Source organism: Cupriavidus sp. PET2-C1 (genome assembly GCF_054515855.1).
The window spans coordinates 1,573,804-1,596,624 of sequence record NZ_CM137259.1; the positions used below are offsets into that span (position 1 = coordinate 1,573,804).

Here is a 22,821-nt window from a genome sequence, read left to right on the forward strand (position 1 = left end):
CAGGAGTAGGCAGGGCGGGTTGCCCCGGGGTTAGGGAAGCGTTGTCGATGCTGCCGGCTGGCGATGATGCCGGTCGTCCAGACGCCAGACGACAAGCAACGGCACAAGGGTGCATAAGCTGGCGACGAGAAAACACCCATGGAACACCTGCGTCACGATCGTGGCGTCGCCCGCGAAGGCAAGCTCGGCCAGGCCTTGCCGGGCCAGCCACTGGCCCAGTAAAAGACTGGCCATGGCGACGCCGGCGCAAAACGACAATTGACGGTTCAGATTCCATATTGCGCTGACGGGGCCCATTCCCGCCGGGGACACGTTCAGCAGCGCCAGGGTTTGCGCAACGCTCGAGCAGATGCCGCCGCCGGCTCCCATCAGCAAGAAGGCGGCCACCATGCCCGGCCATGCGCCAGGTTCGCTCACGGTTGCCAGCATGGCGATGCCGGTCGCGTGCACCGTGATGGCCGGCAGCAGCAGGGCGCGGGGCCCCAGCCGGTTGAAGAGGCGCCCGGCCAGCGTCATGCCCGCAGCGGCGGCCAGGGCGTACGGAATCATCAGCGCCCCCGCGCTGACGGCCTTCAGGCCCAGCACGCTGCGCAGGAAGAACATATTGAGCAGGCTGACGCCGGTAAACACGCCGGGCACAAACAGGTAGACGACCATGGCTGCCCGTAGCATCGGATCCCGCAGAACGCGGAAATCCAGGACCGGATGTTCCCGCCGGCGTACATGCCGCAACAGCAGCCAGCCGGCGGCGATGCCGCCCGTGACAAGGGCGGTGCCCGCGCGGGTCTGCCCGGGGTGCTCGAATCGGGACAAGCCGATCAGCAGCAGCGCAAGCGCCAGGCTGGCCAGCCCGATGCCGGCAACGTCCGGCCTGTGTCCCTGGGTGGTTTCGCCGGGTCGCAGCCAAAGCACGGCAAGCACGAGCGCAACCAAGGCCAGCGGGATGTTGAGCCAGAAGACCCAGCGCCATCCCAGGCTGTCCACGACGTAGCCGCCCATCAGCGGCGACAGCGCCGGCGCGAGCAGCGCGCAGGCCATCACGATCACTGACAGTTGCGCGCGCTCGGCCTGCGAGTAGAGACGATAGGTCATGGCTTGCCCGACGGGAATCAACAGCCCACCCCCCAGGCCTTGCAGCAGGCGCCAGGCGATCAGCGCCTCAATGCTGCCGGCGAATCCGGCGCCGGCCGCGGCGACGGAGAAAATCCCCAGCGACGCCACGAAAACCGCTTTATCGCCGTAGCGGCCGGCCAGCCAGGTGCTTGCCGGAATCACCAGCGTCAGCCCCAGCGTGTAGGCATTGGCCACCCATGCAACGGCCCCTACGGACGCCTGCAGTGAATGGCCGATATCGGGGAACGCGACCGATGCCATGAACATATTGACTAGGTCGATAAAGAAGCCGAGCAGGTAGACCGACGCAACGCGTGATTTGTAGGGCATGGAAAGTCGAGCGATGGCGGCAAGCGCCATGCAGGTGCAGGCTGGAAGACCGCATTCTAGAAACCATGGAGGAATAAGAAAACAGTCCAGTGGCCGATATACTGTTCTCTGATTTTTGACAATGGAGCACCGAGAACGTGATCAATCTGAACCGTCTGGCCATGTTCGTGGCCGTGGTGGAGTGTGGTTCGTTCACTGCGGCAGCCGGCACGCTGGGCACCACCAAGGCCGTGGTCAGCTTCAACGTGAAGCAGCTGGAGCAAGATCTGTCGGTGGCATTGCTGACGCGCAGCACGCGGCGTCTGGCACTGACCGAGGCGGGCGAGCGGTTTTATCGCGACTGCTCGGTCTTGCTGCGGCAGGCTGAATCGGCCGTGGAGCAGGTCCGGTCCGGTCACGCGTCCTTCTCGGGCAGCTTGCGCGTCACGGCATCGGTGGATTACGGCAATCTGGTCGTCGCTCCCGCGCTGGCCGGGTTTGCCCGCCTGCATCCCGATCTGCGGGTGAGCTACCAGGCCAGCTCGACCCACGCCGACCTGATCGCGGAGCGGCTGGACGTAGCCATCCGGGTGGGGCCGCTGGAGGACTCGCGGCACCGCGCCAAGCCGATCGGGCATTTCAACCTGGTGATCGTGGCAAGCCCGGCGCTGCTGAGTGCAACCGGCACGCCCGATTCGCTGCAGGCGATGGCGGCGCTGCCATGGCTTGCCAACCGCGCGGGGCAGGGCGGGCAATGGACCCTGGCTGACCCGCACGGCAAGCCGCACACGATCCGGGTCCGCAACGTGGCCCACGCGGATACGGCCTCGGCCCTGCTAGCGTTTGTGCTGGCCGGCTGTGGCGTCGCGGCGCTGCCCGAGTGGCTGCTTGACGACCATCTCGCGGGCGGACGGCTTCAGATCCTGATGCCGGACCATGTCTTGCCGAGGGCCGAAGTCTATGCGGTCTATCCGGATACACGCCACGCCAGCGCCAAGGTGCGCGGCTTCATCGACCATCTGCGCGCGTTCCAGCCCGGGCGTGCCTAGGGCTTGAACGAGCCCTCGATGGTATAGCGCGATCCCGGATGCACCAGCCTTGCCAGCGTGATCGGCGAGCCCTGGCTTTCGGTGCGGCGGATCACGATCAGGCAGGGCTCGCTGGGCTTGACGCCCAGCAGCTCGGCCTCCTGCTCGGTGGGCAACTGCGCCTCGATGGAGTATTGCGCTTCCCATAGCGGTGCCACGGTCAGCAGGTAATTGGTGGGCGTGGTCTTGGTGAAGTCCACCTCGAGATAGTCAGGCGCGCGGGCGGGGTTGACGTAGCGGTCCTCGCACAGCAGCGGCACGCCGTTCTCGCTATGCACGATCAAGGTGTGGAAGACCTCGCTGCCGACGGGCAGCCCGATGCGCGGCGCCAATGCCTCGCTGACGACTTCGGCGCGCGCCATGTGCACGTCGGAGCGGTGGCGGTGGCCCCGCTCCGTGATCTCGTCGTGCAGGTCGCGGATGGTCAGCGTGGACGATGCGCGATAGGGCTGGGTGGCGAACGTGCCGACGCCCTGCACACGCTCCACCAGGCCTTCGGCCTGCAGTTCCCGCACCGCCCGGTTGGCGGTCATGCGGCTGACGCGGAACTGGGTGACCAGCTCGGATTCCGACGGCATCAGCGTGCCGGGCGGCCAGCGTCCGGCGCTGAGTCCGTCCTTCAGGTAGTTCTTGATGTGCGCGTAGGCGGCGGCGGGTGGCAGATAGGTCATGGCACGCAGTTTACTTGACCGCGCTTGTCTAGCCAATTTCCATTGGCAGCGATTTTCCGCTTCAAGGTTGGTATTCACCAGGAAAAAGGGAGGGGGCGGGTTTTGGCTTTGGGCTTGGCTCCGCTCAGGGTAATCCCGGCTCGTTGATTTGTTGTCTTATCTTGTATATACAGGAGTATGTGTCGCAATCGATGATTCCAGGATGCTGGAAGCATGGGTGCACAGGCGAGAGGGTGACGGGAGACAAGATGGCAAACGAGATGGCAAAGGTGAGTGCACGGGGGAATGCGGGGACGAAACTATTCCCGGGTTGGTATGTGGTTGGCGCGACGCACGTGCTGCTGGCGCTGATATTTGGCGCCGCGTACTCGTTTGGCGCATTTTTCGCGAGCATCCAGGAAGGCTTTGGGGTGGGGAGTTCGTCGGCGGCTTCCGTGTTCTCGTTCACCGCGCTGATTTACTACGTGGTGGGCGTATTCTCCGGGTCCCTGGCTGACCGTATTTCCACCCGCCGGGTCATTGCGATGGGCATTGTCTCGCTGGCGCTGGGATTTGCCATCGCCAGCGTCGTCACGGATTCGCTGGCGGGGTTCCTGGTTGCCTTCTGTTCGCTGGTGGGCCTGGGTGTGGGCCTGGTCTACGTGCCGGCGGTGACGGCGGTGCAGCGCTGGTTCGTCAGGCATCGCAGCCGGGCGTCGGGCCTTGCGCTGGCGGGCACCGGGCTTGGCACGTTCATCGGACCGGTGGTGGCGGGCCAGCTGATGGAGCATATGAGCTGGCAGGCGACAATGCGTTGCTTCGCACTGGCCATCGCCGTGGTCGGGTTGGCAATGGCAATGCTGCTAAAGGGGCGCCCGGAAGAGGCCGGCCTGCATCCCGATGGCGCGCCTGCGGCGCCTGGCGAAGCCCATTCGCCCCCGCCATCCGGGCTCAGCCTGGCGCAGGCCGTGCGCGGCGGGCGATTCTGGTGGTACTTCGGCGCCATCCTGCTGGGCTCGGTCGGCCTGTTCGCCGCGCTGGTCCATATCCATCCGTACGCGCGGCTGCATGGCTTGTCTCCTACGGCTGGGAATCTGCTGATCGGGCTGGTGGGTGCCGGCAATATCCTGGGCCGCCTGCTGCTGGGCGGGCTCGGCGACAGGCTGGGGCCGGGGCGGCTGCTCATGTGCCTGACGCTGATGCTCGCGCTGCTCAACGGCGTGTGGCTTGGGGCCACGAGCTTTCCGGCGCTGGCGCTGTTTGCGGTCCTGTTCGGCGCGGCCAACGGCGGTTGCATTTCCCTGTACCCGGCGCTCGCTGCGACCTGGTTCGGCACAGCAAACCTCGGGGCGATCCTTGGGGGGCTGTATATCGCGGTGGGCATTGCCGCGATGGCGGGCGGCAGCCTCGCCGGCTGGCTCTTCGATGCCTACGGCAGCTACTCGGTGGCGATTGCGGTGAGCAGCGGCTGCGCGTTGCTGTCGACCGCCTGCATTGCACTCGCGAGCCGCCATGAAAAAAGCGGCTCAGACTGAGCCGCTTTACCTGGTCTATTAACGGCGTGCTGCCTTACGCCACCGCCATGCCGCCGTGCCGCAGCAGTGCGTCGATCTGCGGCGCACGGCCGCGGAATGCGGTGAACGATTCCATGGCCGGGCGGCTGCCGCCCACCGACAGGATTTCCCTGCGGTAGCGCGCGCCGGTCTCGGCGTCGAGCACGGTGCCGGAGAGCTTCGCGGCTTCCTCGAAGGCCGCGTAGACGTCGGCGGACAGCACTTCGGCCCACTTGTAGCTGTAGTAGCCCGCCGCATAGCCGCCGGCAAAGATATGGCTGAAGGTGTTCGGCCAGCGCGACAGCGGGTGCTGCGGCACCACATGGGCGCGATCGTTGATCTCCCTGGACAGCGCCAGCACGGACTTCTCGCCAGCGGGGTCGAAGCTGGTGTGCAGGTGCATGTCGAACGACGAGAACACGATCTGGCGCAGCGTCATCATGCCGTTCTGGAAGTTCTTCGCGGCCAGCATGCGCTCGAACAGCTCGCGCGGCAGCGGCTCGCCGGTGTCGACGTGCGCGGTCATGTCGGCCAGCACCTCGTACTCCCAGCAGAAGTTCTCCATGAACTGCGAGGGCAGCTCAACGGCATCCCATTCCACGCCATTGATGCCGGACACGCCCAGCTCGCCCACCTGGGTGAGCATATGGTGCAGGCCGTGGCCGAACTCGTGGAACAGCGTGATCACTTCGTCGTGGGTGAAGACCGCGGGCTTGCCGCCCACCGGCGCCGTGAAGTTGCAGGTCAGGTAGGCCACCGGGGTTTGCACGCGGCCGCCGTCCAGCAGCTTGCGGCCGCGGGCGTCATCCATCCACGCGCCGCCGCGCTTGCCTTCGCGCGCGTAAAGGTCGATGTAGAACTGCGCCAGCAGCTCGCCCTCGGGCGATACCACGCGGAAGAAGCGCGCGTCTTCGTGCCACGTCTGGGCCTGGTCGGCTTCGATGCGCACCGAGAACAGCTTCTCCACCACGCTGAACAAGCCCTTGAGCACCTGCGGCTCCGGGAAGTATTGCTTTACCTCCTGCTCGGAGAAGGCGTAGCGCTGCTCGCGCAGCTTTTCCGAGGCGTAGGCGACGTCCCAGGGCGAGAGGTCGCTCAGGCCCAGCTCGCTTGCGGCGAATGCCTTGAGCTCGTCCCAGTCCTTCTCGGCATACGGACGCGCCTTGGCGGCCAGTTCGTCCAGGAAGCGCAGCACTTCGGCCGGGGATTCCGCCATCTTGGGCACCAACGAGACCTCGCCGAAGGAGGCGTAGCCGAGCAGTTGCGCTTCTTCGCGGCGCAGCGCGAGCTGCTCGCGCATATTGGCCGTGTTGTCCCACTCGGCCTTGCCCTGGCCGTACTGTTCGGCCAGTTCCGAGGCGCGGGTGACGCTGGCCTCGTACATGGTCTGGCGCAGCGCGCGGTCGTCCGCGTATTGCAGCACCGGGAAGTAGGAGGGGAAGTGCAGCGTGAATTTCCAGCCCGGCTTGCCATCCTTTTCAGCGGCATGGCGCGCGGCTTCCAGCGCATCTTCCGGGATGCCGCTCAGGCGGCTTTCGTCCTCGATCAGCAGGGCGTAGGCATTGGTGGCATCGAGCACGTGGTCGGAGAAGGCCTTGGACAACTGGGCCTGCTGCTCCTGGATCGCGGCAAAGCGGGGCTTCTTGTCTTCGGGCAGTTCAGCGCCGCCCAGGCGGAAACCGCGCAACTCGTTTTCCATCAGTTGGCGGCGAGCCGTGCTCATGGTGGCGAATTCGGGGCTCGCGGCGATGGCCTTGTATTTGTCATAGAGCGCCAGGCTCTGGCCCAGTGACGACCAGAACTCGGTCATGCGCGGCAGGTTGTCGCTATGCGCCTGGCGCAAGGGCGGCGTATCCGCCACCGCGCTCAGGTGACCCACCACGCCCCAGGCGCGTCCCAGCGGCTCGGTGGCGGCTTCCAGCGCTTCCACGGCATTGGCCCAGGTGGCTTCGGTGGCCGGGTCTTCGGCACGGTCGACGGCGGCTTGCGCGGTCGCCAGCAGCACGTCCAGCGCCGGGCCGATGTGCTCGGGGCGGATCTCGGAGAAACGCGGCAGGTCGGTGAAATCCAGCAGCGGATTGTCGCCGTTTGCGTGATTTGCAGCGTTGGCTTGGTTGGCGGCTTGGTCCATGACGTCTCTCTTGGCAGGGCCTGTAAGGGCAATGCCCCGCACATTGGGGCGGGGCAGCGGGATTTCCAGTGCCAGGCAGCACCCGGCGCGCAAGGCGCCGGCGCTGCCCGCGGCAGGCCGATACGACGTTTAGCCGGCTGCGCGCTCGGCGGCTTCCAGCGTATTGATCAGCAGCATCGTAATGGTCATCGGGCCAACGCCGCCCGGCACAGGGGTGATGTAGCCGGCCACTTCCTTGACGCCGTTGAAGTCGACATCGCCGCACAGCTTGCCATTGTCGTCGCGGTTCATGCCCACGTCGATCACGGCCGCGCCGGGCTTGACCATGTCAGCGGTGATGATGTTGCGCCGGCCCACGGCGGCCACGATCACGTCCGCGTCGCGCGTATGGGCGCCCAGGTCACGCGTCTTGCTGTTGCAGATGGTGACGGTGGCGCCGGCCTGCAGCAGCAGCATCGCCATCGGCTTGCCGACGATATTGGAGGCGCCGACCACCACCGCGCGAGCGCCGCGCAGCGGGAAATCGACCGATTCCAGCATCTTCATGCAGCCATAAGGCGTGCACGGGCGGAACAGCGGGGCGCCAGTCATCAGGGCACCGGCATTGGCCACGTGGAAGCCGTCCACGTCTTTTTCCGGGGCGATCGCTTCGAGCACTTTGTGGCTGTCGATATGCTTGGGCAGCGGCAGCTGCACCAGGATGCCGTGGATGTGCGGGTCGCGGTTCAGGGCGTCGATGCGGGCCAGCAGGTCGGCCTCGGACAGGTCGGCGGGGTAGCGGTCGAGCGAGGAATGAAAGCCATTGTCGTCGCAGGCCTTGACCTTGTTGCGCACATAGACCTGGCTAGCCGGGTCTTCGCCCACCAGGACCACGGCCAGGCCGGGCCGGTGGCCGCGTTCGGTCAGGCGGGCGGCGCGCTGGGCGGCTTCGGTGCGGAGTTGCTTGGCAAGGGCGTTGCCGTCGATGAGTTGGGCTGGCATGGGGATGGGCGCTGGAGAGCTGGAGGTGGTCAAAGCGGAATTATAAAGGTTGACGCAACCCGGGGCGCAGGAGAGTAGGGCGCTGGTAGCATGGCTGCATGGATGCCCTGAACCCTTTCGCCATGGCCGCCGCGGCCGAACCAGCCGTCCTCATCGTGCTCAGCCTGGCCGCCATGGGCTGGGCGCTGAGCCGCCGGCCTTGGCAACTGCTGCGGCGCGACGATTTGCAGCACGGCTGGCTGGGCGCGCTGGTGCTGCTGGCGCTGCTATGGACGGCTCGCGCGACGCTGCCGGGCGGGCTGGCGATCCAGCTGTTCGGCGCCACCCTGATGGTGACCCTGTTCGGGCTGCCGCTGGCCCTGCTGTCGCTGTTCGTGGTGGATCTGGTGTCGTTCCTGGGGCTGGGCTACCTGGCTGGCGACACCTGGGCCCGGCTGGACTGGGCGGCGCTGTGGCCGCGCTATGTCTGGATGGGGTTGCTGCCGGCCTTGTTGTCGGCCGCGCTGCAGGGTGGCATGCGCCGGCTGCTGCCGCGCCATCCCTTTGTGTTCATCCTCGGCCATGGCTACTTTACCGCCGGACTGGCCGCCCTGGGCGCGGGGGCGGCGCGCGCGGTCTGGCGTAGCTACAGCGTGGGCGACGGCGTGCTGTCGCTGCCCGATACGCTGACCGCCGTGCTGATCCTGGCGTTTGGCGAGGCCTTTCTCACGGGCATGCTGGTGGCAGTGTTCGTGGTCTACAAGCCGCAATGGGTCGTGACCTTTCGCGACGAGGAGTATCTCGGGCGTTGAGCTGGCAGCCCCCGCGAGTTCGGCGGGGGCGGGGCTCAGGCGCTGGCTCCGCTGTTGCAGCTGTTGTTTCAGCTGCTTTTGGACAGGGCAAGGCGAAGCAGGTCGGCCACGGTGTTGACGTTGAGCTTTTCCATGATGTTGGCGCGGTGCGCCTCCACGGTCTTGATGGAAATGCCCAGGTCGTCGGCAATCTGCTTGTTCAGCCGGCCGGCCACGATGCGCTCGAGCACCTGCTGCTCGCGCGTGGTGAGCTTGCCCAGCAGGTCCTTGGCGGCGCGCTGCTCGCGGGCGGCGGAATGGTCGGTGCGGGCCTTTTGCAGCATGCGCTCCACCAGCGATCGCAGCTCGGACTCATCGAACGGCTTCTCGATAAAGTCGATTGCGCCCTTCTTCATGGTGGAGACTGCCATCGGCACGTCGCCGTGGCCGGTGATGAAGACGATCGGGATATTGATGTTTTCCGCGATCATGCGTTCCTGCAGCTCGGGCCCGCTCATGCCCGGCATCCGCACATCCAGGATCAGGCAGGAGACCTGGCCCGAGTCGTAGGCGGAAAGGAACTGTTCGGCGCTGGTAAAGCTGCGAACCTGGTAGCCATTGCCCTCCAGCAGCCAGGTCAGCGAGTCGCGCATGGCTTCATCGTCGTCGACGATGAAGACAGTCTCGCCGCGGTGGGAGGTGGGGTTTGGCGTTACGGTCATGAAGTCTCCTGGGACATCAAAGTCATTTGCCGCCAAGTGTAACCGGGCCGGGCGGCAAGCAACAGGGGCGGCCCTGGCGCGCCTGATCCTGTCTTGGCAATGCCGGGCGGCCCGCCCGGCGTCATATTGGCCGATTATTGGTCGATCAGCGCTGGCTGCAGCGGCAGCATGATCTTGAACGTGCAGCCGATGCCGTCGGCATTGTTCTCCACCCACAGGCGCCCCTGGTGGGACTCGATGATGGAGCGGCAGATATTCAGGCCCATGCCCATGCCGTCGGACTTGGTGCTGAAGAACGGCTCGAACAGGCGTTCCTTGGTGGCCTCGTCGACGCCAGGGCCCTGGTCGATCACGTCGATGCGCATGTTCGGGCCGATCTCGCCCGGCTCGATGCGCGCGTGCAGGCGCACCACGCCGGTGGCGCGCAGCGCCGGCAGCCCGGCCATGGCCTCGACGGCGTTCTTGAGCAGGTTGACCAGCACCTGCTCGATCAGCACCGGATCGACGAACAGCACCACCGGCGGCGCTGGCAGCCGGGTCAGGATGGTGACGCGGCGGCGGGTGGCCTCCAGGTCGGCCAGCCCGACCGCGTCGGCCACGATGTCGTGCAGGGCGGCTTCGCGGCGCTGGGGCTGGCTGCGCTTCACGAAGCCCCGGATGCGGCTGATGATGGTGCCGGCGCGCACGGCCTGCGCCGAGGTCTTTTCCAGGATCGGGATCAGGTCCTCGGCAGTGCTGCGCCCGGAGCGCAGCCGGGCCACCGCGCCCATGCAGTAGTTGTTGATGGCCGCCAGCGGCTGGTTCAGCTCGTGCGCGAGCGACGACGCCATCTCGCCCATGGTGGTCAGGCGGCTGGTGAACTGCAGCCGTTCCTCATGCTGGCGCGCCATTTCCTCGGCGGCCTTGCGCACCGTGATATCGGTGGCGATCTGCATCTGCGCCAGGTGGCCGTCCACCCATTGGATATAGCGGCGGCGCACTTCGAACCATTTCTGCATGTCGGGCACGAAGACTTCCCGCGCGTCCGAAGAGTAGGGCATCAGCTCCGAAGCCGGCAGGCCGGCGTAGGCGTCGACGAAGTCGGTGGCGTCGCTGGAAACCTGCTCCTTGTCGACCTCGCCGCCGGCCAGCTTCAGGTGGCCCTCGGCTTCCCAGCCGAACAGCTGGCGGTAATAGCGGTTGGCGAACAGCAGCTCGGGCTTGTCGGTGGCCAGCACGGACACTGCGGCGTCCAGGCTTTCCAGCACCGTGGTGAAGCGGTCGTGGGCGGCGGCGAGCTCCTCGCGGGCGCGCTTGGGCTCGGTGATATCCGTCATCGAGGCCATCCAGCCGGTGTGCCTGCCGCGGCTGTCCACCAGCGGCGAGACATACATGCGGGCGTAGAAGCTGCTGCCGTCGCGCCGCATGGCGCGCATCTCATAGCCGCTGGCCGGGGACTTGCCCTGCAGCGTCAGGTCGATCTGTTTTTGCATCTCCTGATGGTCGTTGGGCGGCCAATAGGGGAAGGGCGGCACGCGGCCGACCAGGTCGCTGTCCTGCCAGCCGGTCATGCGGCAGAAGGCGGGGTTGACGTAGGTGATGCGGCCGTTCAGGTCGAGTGCGCGCAACCCGATCAGCATCGAGTTTTCCATCGCGCGGCGAAACGACGTCTCGGCCAGCAGGGCGCGCTGCGCCTCGGAGCGCCGGCTGGTGTGGCGCCACATGCTCCACAGGCTCCACAGCAGGAAGCACGACAGCCCCACCACCAGCCACAGCAACATGTTGTTGGGCAGGTTGGAAGCGGGCGGGTAGGCGTCGGCGCGCAGCGACAGCGAGTGCCCCGGCGGGTCCAGCAGCACCTCGTAGGACAGCGCGTTGCCCGGCACCGGCCGCAGCGAAGTGCTGGCGCGGATCTGGTTGTTCTTGTCGATCAGCGAGAAGCGGTAGCGCTCGGTCAGCTCCGGCGGCAGCAGGTGGGTCAGGATGCCGTTGATGGAGTAGAGCGCGCCGAGGGTGCCGAGGAACTCGTTGTCCCGCACGATCGGCACCTCCATCAGCATGAAGCTGTCGCCGCGGTCGTTGACCAGCGGGCGCGAGTACACCACGCGCTGGGTTTCGCGCGCGGCGTCGAAGGTATCGAGCACCTCGGGCTCCAGCGGCTGGTCCTGGGTTTCGCGCAGCCGGCTGGCGAATTCGGAGGTGGACGGCAGCGACCAGCGCCCGCGGCGGGTCGCGTCCAGCCAGTTGACGAAGACGATTTCCGGGTTCTCGCGCAGGATTTCCTGCGCGGCGGTGCGGTAGGCGCCCTGGTCCAGCTGGGCGGCGGCGATGTCGCGCGCCAGCGAGGCAAGCTGGTCCTGGTTGCTCAGCAGGGACAGGCGCACGCGCTGCTGGGCCCAGGCCGCGTCGCGATAAAGCGCGTCGCGTTGCTGCTGGCGCTCGGTTTCATGGAGCGACCACAGGATCACGCCCATCGCCACCGTGAACAGCACGATCGCTATCAGCGGGATGAACATGAACCAGCTGGTCGCCACCAGGTTGCGCCAGCGCAGCCACCACAATCCCCGCGGCGGCCCGTTGACGGCGGCGGGCTCGTCCACGTGGCCAAGCGTATCGAGGGGCGTCAGCGGGTTGGGCGGGGCGACCAGCGTAGGGTCGCCGCCGCTCGCCTTGGCGGAGCCGGAAGCGGAGGGAGGGACGACTGCGGCGCGGAGGTGGGAAAAGAAATCTTTGAGGGACGGCATGGTGGGATTGACGACTGACCGACCAGTGTAGCGGGATTGCGGCGCCCCGTCGCTTGGGGTAAGCGCCAATGCGGCACTGCGGCATTCCTGCCGAAGGCGCGGCGGGTCGGCGGCGTTTGGTGGCAAGGGCTGGCGCAGTTTTGTGGTGCGCTGCCGCAATATTTCATATTATAAGAAACCATATCGCAATTTGAAAATTAGGCTTGTCTTGCCCAATGTGCTTCCATAGAATCGGTCCGACCGAAAAGTGCGGACGGCAGTGCTGCGTCCGGTCCTGCCAGCCTCGCTGGCAAGCCCGGGCGAAGCACTAGCGAAGGACCGTGCGAAGACACTCGCGGCCCGCGCGCCGTACCGTAGTCACACCGTCAGGCCGGGGCTCCCACCACAAGAATCAGGGGGCACCGAGGCAGGAATTCACCAGGAGACAGTCATGTCAGCTGTACCAGAGCAGATCCTCGGCGCAAGCAGCGCCAACGACGCCGATCCCCAGGAAACCCACGAGTGGCTTGATGCCCTGCAGGGCGTGATCGCCGCCGAAGGCACCGACAGGGCCGCCTTCCTGATCGAAAAGCAGATCGAATACGCACGCGTGAACGGCGTCACCCAGCCGTTCCACGCTGAAACGCAGTACATCAACACCATCCCGGTGGAGCAGCAGGCCCGCATTCCCGGCGACCAGGATATCGAGCACCGCATCCGCTCGTACACCCGCTGGAACGCCATGGCGATGGTGCTGCGCGCCAACAAGCACACCAACGTTGGCGGCCATATCTCCTCGTTTGCCTCGGCGGCCACGCTGTATGACGTCGGCTACAACCACTTCTGGCACGCCCCGTCCGAAAAACACGGCGGCGACCTGGTGTTCGTGCAGGGCCACTCGGCACCGGGCGTGTATTCGCGCGCCTTCCTGCTCGGCCGCCTGAGCACGGAACAGCTCGACAGCTTCCGCCAGGAAGTCGACGGCAAGGGCATCTCGTCCTACCCGCACCCGTGGCTGATGCCGGACTTCTGGCAATTCCCGACGGTGTCGATGGGCCTGGGCCCGATCATGGCCATCTACCAGGCCCGCTTCATGAAGTACCTGCACAGCCGCGGCCTGGTGCAGACCGAAGGCCGCAAGGTCTGGGCGTTCCTGGGCGACGGCGAGACCGACGAGCCGGAATCGCTGGGCGCGATCGGCATGGCCGGGCGCGAGAAGCTGGACAACCTGGTGTTCGTGATCAACTGCAACCTGCAGCGCCTGGATGGCCCGGTGCGCGGCAATGGCAAGATCATCCAGGAACTCGAATCCGAGTTCCGCGGCGCCGGCTGGAACGTGATCAAGGTGGTGTGGGGCAGCCGCTGGGACCAGCTGCTGGCACGCGACCACAAGGGCCTGCTGATGAAGCGCATGATGGATTGCGTGGACGGCGAGTACCAGACCTTCAAGGCCAAGGACGGCGCCTACGTGCGCGAGTTCTTCTTCAATACCCCTGAGCTCAAGGCGATGGTGGCCGACTGGTCCGACGAGGACATCTGGCGCCTGAACCGTGGCGGCCACGACCCGCACAAGATCTACGCCGCCTATAGCGCCGCCAACGAACACAAGGGTCAGCCCACGCTGATCCTGGCCAAGACCATCAAGGGCTATGGCATGGGCGATGCCGGCCAGGCCATGAACATCAGCCACCAGCAAAAGAAGATGCCGGTGGACGCGATCCGCCGCTTCCGCGACCAGTTCAACATCCCGGTCGCCGATGACAAGATCGAGGAAGTGCCGTACATCACCTTCGAGGAAGGCTCGAAGGAACTGGAATACATGCGCGCCCGCCGCATGGACCTGGGCGGCTACCTGCCTGCCCGCCGCCAGAAGGCAGAAGCCCTGAAGGTGCCTGAGCTGTCCGCCTTCGACGCGTTGCTCAAGGCCACCAGCGAAGGCCGTGAAGTGTCCACCACCATGGCCTTCGTACGGATCCTGAACACGCTGCTCAAGGACAAGCAGATCGGCAAGCACGTGGTGCCCATCGTGCCTGACGAGTCGCGCACCTTCGGCATGGAAGGCCTGTTCCGCCAGATCGGCATCTGGAACCAGCAAGGCCAGAAGTACGTGCCGGAAGACCACGACCAGCTGATGTTCTACAAGGAATCGCAGACTGGCCAGGTGCTGCAGGAAGGCATCAACGAAGCCGGCGCCATGTGCGACTGGATCGCCGCCGCCACGTCGTACTCGACGCACGGCATCCAGATGATCCCGTTCTACATCTATTACTCGATGTTCGGCATCCAGCGTATCGGCGACCTGTGCTGGGCGGCCGCGGACATGCGCTCGCGGGGCTTCCTGCTGGGCGGCACCTCGGGCCGCACCACGCTCAACGGCGAAGGCCTGCAGCACGAAGACGGCCACTCGCATGTGTTCCATGCCGTGATCCCGAACTGCATCTCGTATGACCCGACCTTCCAGTACGAGCTGGCGGTGATCATGCAGGACGGCCTGCGCCGCATGTACGCCGAGCAGGAAGACGTCTACTACTACCTGACGGTGATGAACGAGAACTACGAGCATCCGGAAATGCCGGCTGGCGTAGAGGGCGACATCGTCAAGGGCATGTACCAGTTCAAGAAGGGCGTGGAAAACAGCAATGCGCCGCGCGTGCAGCTGCTGGGTTCGGGCACGATCTTCCGCGAGGTGATCGCCGCTGCCGACCTGCTCAAGAAGGACTGGGGCGTGGAGTCGGACCTGTGGGGCTGCCCGAGCTTTACCGAACTGGCCCGCGAAGGCCACGACGTGGAGCGCTGGAACCTGCTGCACCCGAGCGAGCCGCAACGCGAGTCGCACGTGACCAAGAGCCTCAAGTCGGTGCGCGGCCCGGTGATCGCCTCGACCGACTACGTGCGCGCCTTTGTCGACCAGATCCGTCCCTTCGTGCCGCGCCGTTTCGTGGTGCTGGGCACCGACGGTTTCGGCCGCTCGGACACCCGCGAGAAGCTGCGTCATTTCTTCGAGGTGGACCGTCACTGGGTGACGCTGGCTGCACTGAAGGCGCTGGCTGACGAAGGTGCCATCGGTCGCGACAAGGTGGCCGAAGCCATCAAGAAGTACAACCTCGACCCCAACAAGCCGAACCCGATGTCGGTCTAAGCAGGCCGACTGCACGAACCCCCGCAGGAGCGGCAACGACGCGTGCGCGGGCGCCGGGCTGATGCCCGGCGCCTTGCGGCGCGGCGGCGTGACAGATCACGGCGGTGAGGGTAACCTCACACGCTCGTGTTTGTCGTGCGCGCCGGCCTGCCCAGGAGACACTGAATGAGTCAAGCGATTGAAATCAAGGTGCCGGATATCGGCGATTACGACGCCGTTCCCGTCATCGAAGTGCACGTGAAACCGGGCGACACCATCAACGCGGAAGACGCGCTGGTGACGCTGGAATCGGACAAGGCCACGATGGACGTGCCCTCGCCCCAGGGCGGCACCGTCAAGGAAGTCAGGATCAAGATCGGCGACAACGTCGCCGAAGGCACCGTGCTGGTGATGCTGGAGCCCGCTGGTGCGGCTGCCGCCGCGCCCGCCCCGGCCGCAGCCGCACCGGCTCCCGCAGCCGCCGCGCCGGCTCCCGCCCCGACGCCGGCCCCGGCTGCCGCCAGCGCTCCCGCGCCGGCTGCTGCCGGCGGCCCGGTCGAGGTCAAGGTGCCGGACATCGGCGACTACGACTCGGTCCCTGTGATCGAAGTCCACGTCAAGCCGGGCGACACCATCAACGCCGAAGATGCGCTGGTGACGCTGGAATCGGACAAGGCCACCATGGACGTGCCGTCGCCGGCCGCTGGCGTGGTCAAGGAAGTCCGGATCAAGGTCGGTGACAACGTCGCCGAAGGCACGCTGATCCTGATTCTCGAAGGCGCCGCCGGTGCTCCGGCCAGCGCGCCTGCGGCTGCTGCTGCTGCTGCTGTGGCTCCCGCTCCCGCAGCCAGCGCACCGGCCCCGGCCCCGGCCCCCTCTGCCGCGCCCGCCGCGGCTGCTCCGGTAGCCGGCGTGACCGGCACCGCCGCCCATGCCAGCCCCTCCGTGCGCAAGTTCGCGCGCGAGCTGGGTGTGGATGTGTCGCGCGTGCCGGGCACCGGCCCCAAGGGACGGATCACCCAGGACGACGTGCAGGCCTACGTCAAGGGCGTGATGAGCGGTCATGCCGCAGCCCCGGCAAAGGCAGCCGCCGCCCCGGCTGGTGGTGGCGAGCTGAACCTGCTGCCGTGGCCGAAGGTGGATTTCACCCGTTTCGGCGAGGTCGAAAGCAAGCCGCTGTCGCGCATCAAGAAGCTCTCGGGCGCGAACCTGCATCGCAACTGGGTGATGATTCCCCACGTCACCAATCACGACGAGGCCGACATCACCGAGCTGGAAGCCTTCCGCGTGCAGCTCAACAAGGAATACGAGAAGCAAGGCGTCAAGGTCACCATGCTGGCCTTCATGATCAAGGCTACCGTCGCCGCGCTGAAGAAATTCCCGAATTTCAACGCCTCGCTCGATGGCGAGAACCTGGTGCTGAAGCAGTATTTCAACATCGGTTTCGCCGCTGACACGCCGAACGGCCTGGTTGTGCCGGTGATCAAGAACGCCGACAAGAAGGGCGTGATCGAGATCGGCCAGGAAATGAACGAACTGGCCAAGCTGGCGCGCGACGGCAAGCTCAAGCCGGACCAGATGCAAGGTGGCTGCTTCTCGATCTCCTCGCTGGGCGGCATCGGCGGCACGTATTTCACGCCGATCATCAACGCGCCGGAAGTGGCCATCATGGGCGTGTGCAAGTCGTACCAGAAGCCGGTGTGGGATGGTAAGCAGTTCGTGCCACGCCTGACGCTGCCGCTGTCGCTGTCGTGGGATCACCGCGTCATCGACGGTGCGGAAGCGGCTCGCTTCAACACCTATTTCGGTCAGTTGCTGGCCGATTTCCGCCGCATCCTGCTGTAAGACGGGTAGGGCGCGCCCGGCCTCGCGGCCATGCGCGCCTTTGCCTGCAACGTCTGCAACCTGCAAACAGGAAGCGAGCCCATGACTACCTGCGTTGTCGTCAAGAAGGCCGGCGAAGTGGCGATTGCCGCCGACGCGCTGGTGACGTTTGGCGACACCCGGCTCACGCGTGCCTACGAGCGCAACCAGAAGGTGTTCCCGGTGGGTGACAGCTTCGTGGCGCTCGCCGGTACCACCGCGCATTTCCCGGTCATGCGCAGCCTGTTGGCCGGGCTGGGCGAGGATTGCCGGCTGGGTTCGCGCGATGACGTCTTCCGGACCTTCCTCAAGGTGCATGAAAAACTCAAGAACGAGTATTTCATCAACACCAAGGAGGACGAGGACGATCCTTACGAGTCCTCGCAGATCGTCTGCCTGATTGCCAATCCGGCCGGGATCTTCGGCGTGTATTCGTACCGCGAAGTCTTCTCGTTCGATCGCTTCTGGGGCATTGGCTCGGGGCGCAACTATGCATTGGGCGCCATGCACGCGGTCTACGACCAGCCGGGCCTGACCGCCCGCGAGATTGCGCGGATCGGGGTGGATGCAGGGGTGGAGTTCGACAAGAGTTCGGCAGGCCCGGTCGAGGTGCAGGTGGTGCAACTGGCTGACATGGCCGGCGACGGAGCAACCAATAACGATGACGCGCCCCGCAACTGAAGCGGAGTGCGTTCTTGAGGAGCAAAACATGAGTGTGATCGAAGTCCAGGTGCCGGATATCGGCGATTTCGACGCGGTGGAAGTCATCGAGGTACTGGTCAAGGCCGGCGATACGGTCGAGCAGGAGCAGTCGCTGATCGTGCTCGAGTCCGACAAGGCCAGCATGGATGTGCCGTCGTCCGCCGCCGGCAAGGTGGTGGAGGTGCGCGTCAAGGTGGGTGACAAGGTCGCCAAGGGCGCCGTCATCTGCACGCTGGAGAGCGAAGCCGCGGCCAAGCCGGCGGCCGCGCCGGTCCCTGCGCCTGCGCCTGCGCAGGTATCCGCGCCCGCGGCGGCTCCGGCTGCGGCACCCGCGGCCGCCACGCATGCGGGCAGCGCGGACATTACCTGCGACATGCTGGTGCTCGGCGCTGGCCCTGGTGGCTACTCGGCCGCCTTCCGCAGCGCCGATCTCGGCATGAACACCGTGCTGGTCGAACGCTACAGCACGCTCGGCGGCGTCTGCCTGAACGTGGGCTGCATCCCCTCCAAGGCGCTGCTGCACAACGCCGCCGTGATCGACGAAGCCAAGGCCCTGGCGGCCCACGGCATCCTGTTCGGCGAGGCCAAGATCGACCTCGACGGGCTGCGCCACTACAAGGAAACCGTGGTCGGCAAGCTGACCGGCGGGCTGGCCGGCATGGCCAAGGCCCGCAAGGTACAGGTCGTGCGCGGTATTGGCACCTTCCTCGACCCGCATCACCTCGAGGTGCAGGAAACGGAAGGCGACGCCAAGGCGACGACGGGCAAGAAGACGGTGATCCGCTTCGAAAAAGCCGTCATCGCCGCCGGCAGCCAGGCAGTCAAGTTGCCGTTCATCCCCGAGGACCCGCGCATCGTCGATTCCACCGGCGCGCTGGAACTGCCGGAAGTACCCAACAAGATGCTGGTCATCGGCGGCGGCATCATCGGGCTGGAAATGGCCACGGTGTACAGCACGCTGGGCGCCAACATCGACGTGGTGGAAATGCTCGATGGCCTGATGCAGGGCGCCGACCGCGACCTGGTCAAGGTCTGGGACAAGATGAACAAGAAGCGCTTCGACAAGGTCATGCTCAAGACCAAGACGGTCGGCGTGGAAGCGAAGCCGGACGGCATCTACGTCAAGTTCGAAGGCGAGCAGGCACCGGCCGAGCCGCAACGCTACGACCTGGTGCTGGTGTCGGTGGGCCGCGTGCCCAACGGCAAGCGCATCGGCGCGGAGAAGGCGGGCGTGGCGGTCACGGATCGCGGCTTTATCGACGTCGACAAGCAGATGCGCACCAATGTGCCGCACATCTTTGCTATCGGCGACATCGTCGGCCAGCCCATGCTGGCCCACAAGGCGGTGCACGAAGCGCACGTGGCAGCGGAGGCCGCGCACGGCGAGAAGGCCTACTTTGATGTCAAGCAGATCCCGTCGGTGGCCTACACCGATCCGGAAGTGGCCTGGGCCGGCGTGACCGAAGACCAGTGCAAGGCGCAGGGGATCAAGTACAGCAAGAGCGTGTTCCCGTGGGCGGCTTCCGGCCGTGCTATCGCCAATGGCCGCGACGAAGGCTTTACCAAGCTGATCTTCGACGAGGAAACCCACCGGATCATCGGCGGCGGCATCGTGGGCATGCATGCCGGCGACCTGATCAGCGAAGTCTGCCTGGCAGTCGAGATGGGTGCCGATGCGGTGGATATCGGCAAGACCATCCACCCGCACCCGACGCTGGGCGAATCCATCGGCATGGCAGCCGAGATCTACGAAGGCGTCTGCACGGATGTGCCGCCGCCGCGCAAGCGTTAAGCGCTAGACGCTAGCCGACGCTAGAGAGGCCCGCCGCATGGCGGGCCTTTTTACGCCTTAATTCGCAATTAACCGCCAGATTTTTTGCCGCATACGCTTGCGGCTGCGCCGATCAAAGCTTGCTTGCAGAGGGGAGGGCGTGTGCCCGAATGTCCGAGTGTCCGCTTGCCAAGGTGGCGCGGGCAAAAAAATCCCGGCGCATGGCCGGGAATGAATCGATATTGGAATACATGGAAACCAGATACCGAGGAGACACCGTAGGAGGGCAGGGCGGCTTGGGTAGCCTTCCGTGCTGCCTTCGTTGGCAAAATGCGCTGGCCATGCCAAGCGCGCTTTGCCAACGAACCGGCCGAAGCCGGTCCGTTTCCTGCCGTCGCGGATTAGGCGGCGGTGGTGGTCTTCTTGGTCGCGGTGCGAGCCGTGGCGCTGGCTTGCTGTGCGGCCTTGGTGGCGGCGCTGGCGGCTGCCTGGAAGTTGGTCTCAGCGATTTCAACGGCTTGCTTGGTGGCCTTTTGGACCGACTCGTAAGCGTTGTTGGCGGCGCTGATCGCGGACTTCACGATGGCAACGGTCGACTCGGAGCCGGCCGGGGCGTTCTTGGCGAGGTTCTCGACCAGGGTTTGCACCTTCTTCGAGTTCTCGGCCAGTTGGGCTTCGGCGACCTTGGTGAATTCAGCCTGGGTTTCCGAGGCGATTTCGTACACATGGCGGCTGTAGGCCAGGGCCTTTTCGGCAACCGGCTGGACCAGCGAGGTCTGGAGGGCCAGGAATTCCTGGGCGTCCTTGGCCGAGAGGGCCTTCTTGGCGTTGTCCACGTTTTCAGCGAACGTGGCCTTGACGACTTGCAGGTTCAGCTCGACCAGCTTTTCGATGCCTTCGAAAGCTTTGGTGGTCAGGCCAAACAGGGTTTCGAGGTTGGCTTTTTGCGCTGCGGCGACTTGTTCCGGGGTGAAGCTCATGCTGGTCTCCAATAATGAAGTTCAAGGTCATGCAAAATTAGGCCGCCCAGATGTCAAAGCCATGACGAAGTGAAGGTTAGACCTGTTTTCTCGTCAGCCAGCCCCAGGCGTAAGGGGGTTATCGGCGCGCTCCGCTTGCTCTGCAAAATCGATGGTGCGCCGCAACAATTCCAATTGTAGGGAAAAGAAAAACGGTGTCAAGGGCTTCTTGTGCATTGCACAAATAAGTATTGTTGAAGTCGGCGCAATGTCACATTTTGGCGGCGTGGCATTGGCAGGCGTGCCACGCCCGGCACCTTGTGGGGGGAAGGAGGGGAGGGGTGGCGCACCCTGGCGCCAGCTCGGTGCTACCATCGCGGTCTGCCGGAATCGCCGTCTCCCAAGGGCACAACCCCCAAGGGCGCAACCCGCCGGCCGATGCGCCACGGCCAAGTCGCCGCGACCGGCCGCCCGCCTATGTTTGCCTACATGCTTGCTTTTTACGCCGATCATTTTGTCCTGCCCCTACCTGAGGGCCACCGCTTCCCGATGCGCAAGTACAGCATGTTGAGGGAGACGGTCGAGCGCGACGTGCCGGGGCTGGTGCTGGTCGAGGCCCCGCGGGCCGGGGACGATGCCTTGCTGCTGGCGCACACGCCTGAATATGTCGCGAGCGTCTCCCGGGGCGAACTGGACCCGGCGCGCCAGCGCGAGATCGGCTTTCCATGGTCGGACGCCATGGTCGAGCGCTCGCGGCGCTCCGCCGGTGCCACCATCGAGGCCTGCCGCGTAGCGCTGCGTGAGGGCATCTCGGTCAACCTGGCGGGCGGCACGCATCACGCCTATGCCGATAAGGGCGGTGGCTTCTGTGTCTTTAACGACGCGGCCATCGCCGCGCGCCAACTGCGTGGCGACGGCCGGGTGGCGCGCGTGGCCGTGGTCGACCTCGACGTGCACCAGGGCAACGGCACCGCCTCCATCCTGCGTGACGACCCCTTCGTCTTTACGCTGTCCCTGCATGGCGAGAAAAACTATCCGTTCCGCAAAGAGGCCAGCGATCTCGACGTGGGCCTGCCCGATGGCTGCGACGACGAGGCCTACGCCCAAGCGCTGCAGGGCGCACTCGATACGCTGTTCGCGCGTTTCGCTCCCGACCTGATCATTTATCTAGCCGGGGCCGATCCGCATGAGGGCGACCGGCTTGGGCGCCTGAAACTCACGCTGGCCGGGCTGGCCCGGCGTGACTGCCTGGTGTTCGACGCGGCCCTGGAACGGGGCCTGCCCATTGCCGTGGCCATGGCCGGCGGCTACGGCAACCAGATTGAGACCACCGTCGCGGTGCATGCGCAAACCATCGCGCTCGCCGCGCAATATCACGCACGCTATGCCCGGCGCGACAAGCCGGACGCCGCCGGCGCAGGTGCGATCCTGTCCACCGGCGATATGGAGAAGGCACAACGATGAGTGCAACCAGCCAAGCCCATGCGGCACGCGGCACCTTGTGGATGGCCGCCATGCCGTGGCTGTTCGTCGTGATCTGGAGCACGGGATTCATCGTAGCCAAGTACGGCATGCCGCACGCAGAGCCGATGACCTTCCTGTTTTTGCGCTTTGTCGGCGTGCTGGTACTGATGGTGCCCTTCGTGTTGATGGCGCGCGTGCCGCTGCCGCAGCGCGCCGGGGCGACCGACTGGCGCATGGTCGGGCACATCGCGCTGGCAGGGCTGTTCCTGCAGGCGGGCTACCTGGGGGGCGTGTGGGCGGCTGTCAAGCTGGGCATGCCGGCGGGCGTCTCCGCCCTGATCGTCGGCATGCAGCCCATCCTGACCGCGCTGGCGGCCTCGCGCATGGGCGAGACCATCGGGCGGCGCCAGTGGCTGGGGTTGCTGCTTGGCATCCTTGGCGTGGGCCTGGTGGTGGCAAACAAACTGTCGGCCAGCGGGCTGTCCGCGCCAAGCCTGTTGCTGGCGCTGGGCGCCTTGTTCTCGATCACCTTCGGCACGCTGTACCAGAAACGCCATTGCCCGATGTTCGACCTGCGCATGGGCTCGGTGATCCAGTTCGCGGCGGCGGCGCTGGCCTGCATGCCGTTCATGTTCCTCACCGAAACCCGTCACGTCGAGTGGAATGCCGAGATGGTTGGCGCGCTCGCCTGGTCGGTGGTTGCGTTGTCCATCGGGGCCATCTCGCTGCTGTTCCTGTTGATCCGGCAAGGCGCGGCCACCAAGGTATCCAGCCTCATGTATCTCACCCCGCCGACCACCGCCGCCATGGCGTGGCTGCTGTTCGGCGAGAGCTTCCCGCCGCTGGCCGCGCTTGGCATGGCCCTGGCCGCCGGTGGTGTTGCGCTGGTGATCCGCCGCTAATTTCCCTTTTCGCGCCTCACGCC

At 65.8% G+C, this 22,821-nt stretch carries 16 protein-coding genes; 9 read left to right on the forward strand and 7 right to left on the reverse strand.

Going from position 1 to position 22,821, the window contains the following annotated elements:
• Window positions 1-30: 30 nt before the first annotated feature.
• On the reverse strand, window positions 31-1,443 hold the full coding sequence (locus ACX12D_RS07260) for an MFS transporter (RefSeq protein WP_459373455.1): 1,413 nt from the start codon (window positions 1,441-1,443) through the stop codon (window positions 31-33).
• A 137-nt stretch (window positions 1,444-1,580) separates the two neighbouring features.
• On the opposite strand from ACX12D_RS07260, the gene ACX12D_RS07265 reads away from it, so the two are divergent.
• Entirely contained in the window at window positions 1,581-2,471 is an 891-nt protein-coding gene (locus ACX12D_RS07265) for a LysR family transcriptional regulator (protein WP_459373456.1), read from the forward strand.
• Here the strand turns inward: ACX12D_RS07265 and hutC are convergent.
• On the reverse strand, window positions 2,468-3,181 hold the full coding sequence (gene hutC, locus ACX12D_RS07270; RefSeq protein WP_459373457.1) for a histidine utilization repressor: 714 nt from the start codon (window positions 3,179-3,181) through the stop codon (window positions 2,468-2,470). The genes ACX12D_RS07265 and hutC overlap by 4 nt on opposite strands.
• Before the next feature lie 248 nt (window positions 3,182-3,429).
• Between hutC and ACX12D_RS07275 the strand changes: the two genes are divergently transcribed.
• Window positions 3,430-4,695, forward strand: a complete 1,266-nt coding sequence (locus ACX12D_RS07275; RefSeq protein ID WP_459373458.1) for an MFS transporter — start codon at window positions 3,430-3,432, stop codon at window positions 4,693-4,695.
• A gap of 34 nt (window positions 4,696-4,729) precedes the next feature.
• On the opposite strand, the gene ACX12D_RS07280 is transcribed toward ACX12D_RS07275, so the two are convergent.
• Together ACX12D_RS07280 and folD are read right to left on the reverse strand one after the other, a co-directional pair.
• The gene (locus ACX12D_RS07280) at window positions 4,730-6,844 is read right to left on the reverse strand and encodes a M3 family metallopeptidase (protein ID WP_459373459.1); all 2,115 of its coding nucleotides are present in this window, start codon (window positions 6,842-6,844) and stop codon (window positions 4,730-4,732) included.
• A 129-nt stretch (window positions 6,845-6,973) separates the two neighbouring features.
• A complete protein-coding gene (folD, locus tag ACX12D_RS07285) occupies window positions 6,974-7,825 on the reverse strand; it encodes a bifunctional methylenetetrahydrofolate dehydrogenase/methenyltetrahydrofolate cyclohydrolase FolD (protein ID WP_174422725.1) in 852 nt (283 codons plus the stop codon).
• Between the two features lie 98 nt (window positions 7,826-7,923).
• Here folD and ACX12D_RS07290 point away from each other — a divergent pair, with 98 nt between their 5' ends.
• Window positions 7,924-8,616, forward strand: a complete 693-nt coding sequence (locus ACX12D_RS07290; RefSeq protein ID WP_459373461.1) for a hypothetical protein — start codon at window positions 7,924-7,926, stop codon at window positions 8,614-8,616.
• Between the two features lie 68 nt (window positions 8,617-8,684).
• Here the strand turns inward: ACX12D_RS07290 and ACX12D_RS07295 are convergent, their stop codons facing one another.
• Both ACX12D_RS07295 and ACX12D_RS07300 read right to left on the reverse strand, forming a co-directional pair.
• Window positions 8,685-9,317 (reverse strand): response regulator transcription factor, encoded by a 633-nt coding sequence (locus tag ACX12D_RS07295; protein ID WP_150993058.1) that lies wholly within the window; start codon window positions 9,315-9,317, stop codon window positions 8,685-8,687.
• A gap of 134 nt (window positions 9,318-9,451) precedes the next feature.
• Window positions 9,452-12,040, reverse strand: a complete 2,589-nt coding sequence (locus ACX12D_RS07300; protein ID WP_459373462.1) for a PAS domain S-box protein — start codon at window positions 12,038-12,040, stop codon at window positions 9,452-9,454.
• A 430-nt stretch (window positions 12,041-12,470) separates the two neighbouring features.
• Here ACX12D_RS07300 and aceE point away from each other — a divergent pair, with 430 nt between their 5' ends.
• The 4 genes from aceE (at window position 12,471) to lpdA (ending at window position 19,494) form a co-directional block, all read left to right on the forward strand.
• On the forward strand, window positions 12,471-15,158 hold the full coding sequence (aceE, locus tag ACX12D_RS07305; RefSeq protein ID WP_459373463.1) for a pyruvate dehydrogenase (acetyl-transferring), homodimeric type: 2,688 nt from the start codon (window positions 12,471-12,473) through the stop codon (window positions 15,156-15,158).
• A 165-nt stretch (window positions 15,159-15,323) separates the two neighbouring features.
• The gene (gene aceF / locus ACX12D_RS07310; protein ID WP_459373464.1) at window positions 15,324-16,982 is read left to right on the forward strand and encodes a dihydrolipoyllysine-residue acetyltransferase; all 1,659 of its coding nucleotides are present in this window, start codon (window positions 15,324-15,326) and stop codon (window positions 16,980-16,982) included.
• A gap of 81 nt (window positions 16,983-17,063) precedes the next feature.
• The gene (locus ACX12D_RS07315) at window positions 17,064-17,681 is read left to right on the forward strand and encodes an MFS transporter (protein ID WP_459373465.1); all 618 of its coding nucleotides are present in this window, start codon (window positions 17,064-17,066) and stop codon (window positions 17,679-17,681) included.
• Between the two features lie 28 nt (window positions 17,682-17,709).
• Entirely contained in the window at window positions 17,710-19,494 is a 1,785-nt protein-coding gene (lpdA, locus tag ACX12D_RS07320; RefSeq protein ID WP_459373466.1) for a dihydrolipoyl dehydrogenase, read from the forward strand.
• Between the two features lie 380 nt (window positions 19,495-19,874).
• On the opposite strand, the gene phaP1 is transcribed toward lpdA, so the two are convergent.
• A complete protein-coding gene (gene phaP1 / locus ACX12D_RS07325; RefSeq protein ID WP_006155991.1) occupies window positions 19,875-20,453 on the reverse strand; it encodes a TIGR01841 family phasin PhaP1 in 579 nt (192 codons plus the stop codon).
• Between the two features lie 468 nt (window positions 20,454-20,921).
• Between phaP1 and ACX12D_RS07330 the strand changes: the two genes are divergently transcribed.
• On the forward strand, window positions 20,922-21,896 hold the full coding sequence (locus tag ACX12D_RS07330) for a histone deacetylase family protein (RefSeq protein ID WP_459373467.1): 975 nt from the start codon (window positions 20,922-20,924) through the stop codon (window positions 21,894-21,896).
• Complete coding sequence (locus ACX12D_RS07335; RefSeq protein ID WP_459373468.1) at window positions 21,893-22,798, forward strand: DMT family transporter; 906 nt, start codon at window positions 21,893-21,895, stop codon at window positions 22,796-22,798. Before ACX12D_RS07330 ends, ACX12D_RS07335 begins: the two co-directional genes overlap by 4 nt.
• Window positions 22,799-22,821 lie beyond the last annotated feature (23 nt).

What these genes read in the sequence shown, in the direction of transcription:
- ACX12D_RS07260 (WP_459373455.1), bottom strand. Translation starts at nt 1,443, where the DNA reads ATGCCCTACAAATCACGCGTTGCGTCGGTCTACCTGCTCGGCTTCTTT.
- hutC (WP_459373457.1), bottom strand. Translation starts at nt 3,181, where the DNA reads ATGACCTATCTGCCACCCGCCGCCGCCTACGCGCACATCAAGAACTAC.
- ACX12D_RS07275 (WP_459373458.1), top strand. Translation starts at nt 3,430, where the DNA reads ATGGCAAACGAGATGGCAAAGGTGAGTGCACGGGGGAATGCGGGGACG.
- ACX12D_RS07280 (WP_459373459.1), bottom strand. Translation starts at nt 6,844, where the DNA reads ATGGACCAAGCCGCCAACCAAGCCAACGCTGCAAATCACGCAAACGGC.
- folD (WP_174422725.1), bottom strand. Translation starts at nt 7,825, where the DNA reads ATGCCAGCCCAACTCATCGACGGCAACGCCCTTGCCAAGCAACTCCGC.
- ACX12D_RS07290 (WP_459373461.1), top strand. Translation starts at nt 7,924, where the DNA reads ATGGATGCCCTGAACCCTTTCGCCATGGCCGCCGCGGCCGAACCAGCC.
- ACX12D_RS07295 (WP_150993058.1), bottom strand. Translation starts at nt 9,317, where the DNA reads ATGACCGTAACGCCAAACCCCACCTCCCACCGCGGCGAGACTGTCTTC.
- ACX12D_RS07300 (WP_459373462.1), bottom strand. Translation starts at nt 12,040, where the DNA reads ATGCCGTCCCTCAAAGATTTCTTTTCCCACCTCCGCGCCGCAGTCGTC.
- aceE (WP_459373463.1), top strand. Translation starts at nt 12,471, where the DNA reads ATGTCAGCTGTACCAGAGCAGATCCTCGGCGCAAGCAGCGCCAACGAC.
- aceF (WP_459373464.1), top strand. Translation starts at nt 15,324, where the DNA reads ATGAGTCAAGCGATTGAAATCAAGGTGCCGGATATCGGCGATTACGAC.
- ACX12D_RS07315 (WP_459373465.1), top strand. Translation starts at nt 17,064, where the DNA reads ATGACTACCTGCGTTGTCGTCAAGAAGGCCGGCGAAGTGGCGATTGCC.
- lpdA (WP_459373466.1), top strand. Translation starts at nt 17,710, where the DNA reads ATGAGTGTGATCGAAGTCCAGGTGCCGGATATCGGCGATTTCGACGCG.
- phaP1 (WP_006155991.1), bottom strand. Translation starts at nt 20,453, where the DNA reads ATGAGCTTCACCCCGGAACAAGTCGCCGCAGCGCAAAAAGCCAACCTC.
- ACX12D_RS07330 (WP_459373467.1), top strand. Translation starts at nt 20,922, where the DNA reads ATGCTTGCTTTTTACGCCGATCATTTTGTCCTGCCCCTACCTGAGGGC.
- ACX12D_RS07335 (WP_459373468.1), top strand. Translation starts at nt 21,893, where the DNA reads ATGAGTGCAACCAGCCAAGCCCATGCGGCACGCGGCACCTTGTGGATG.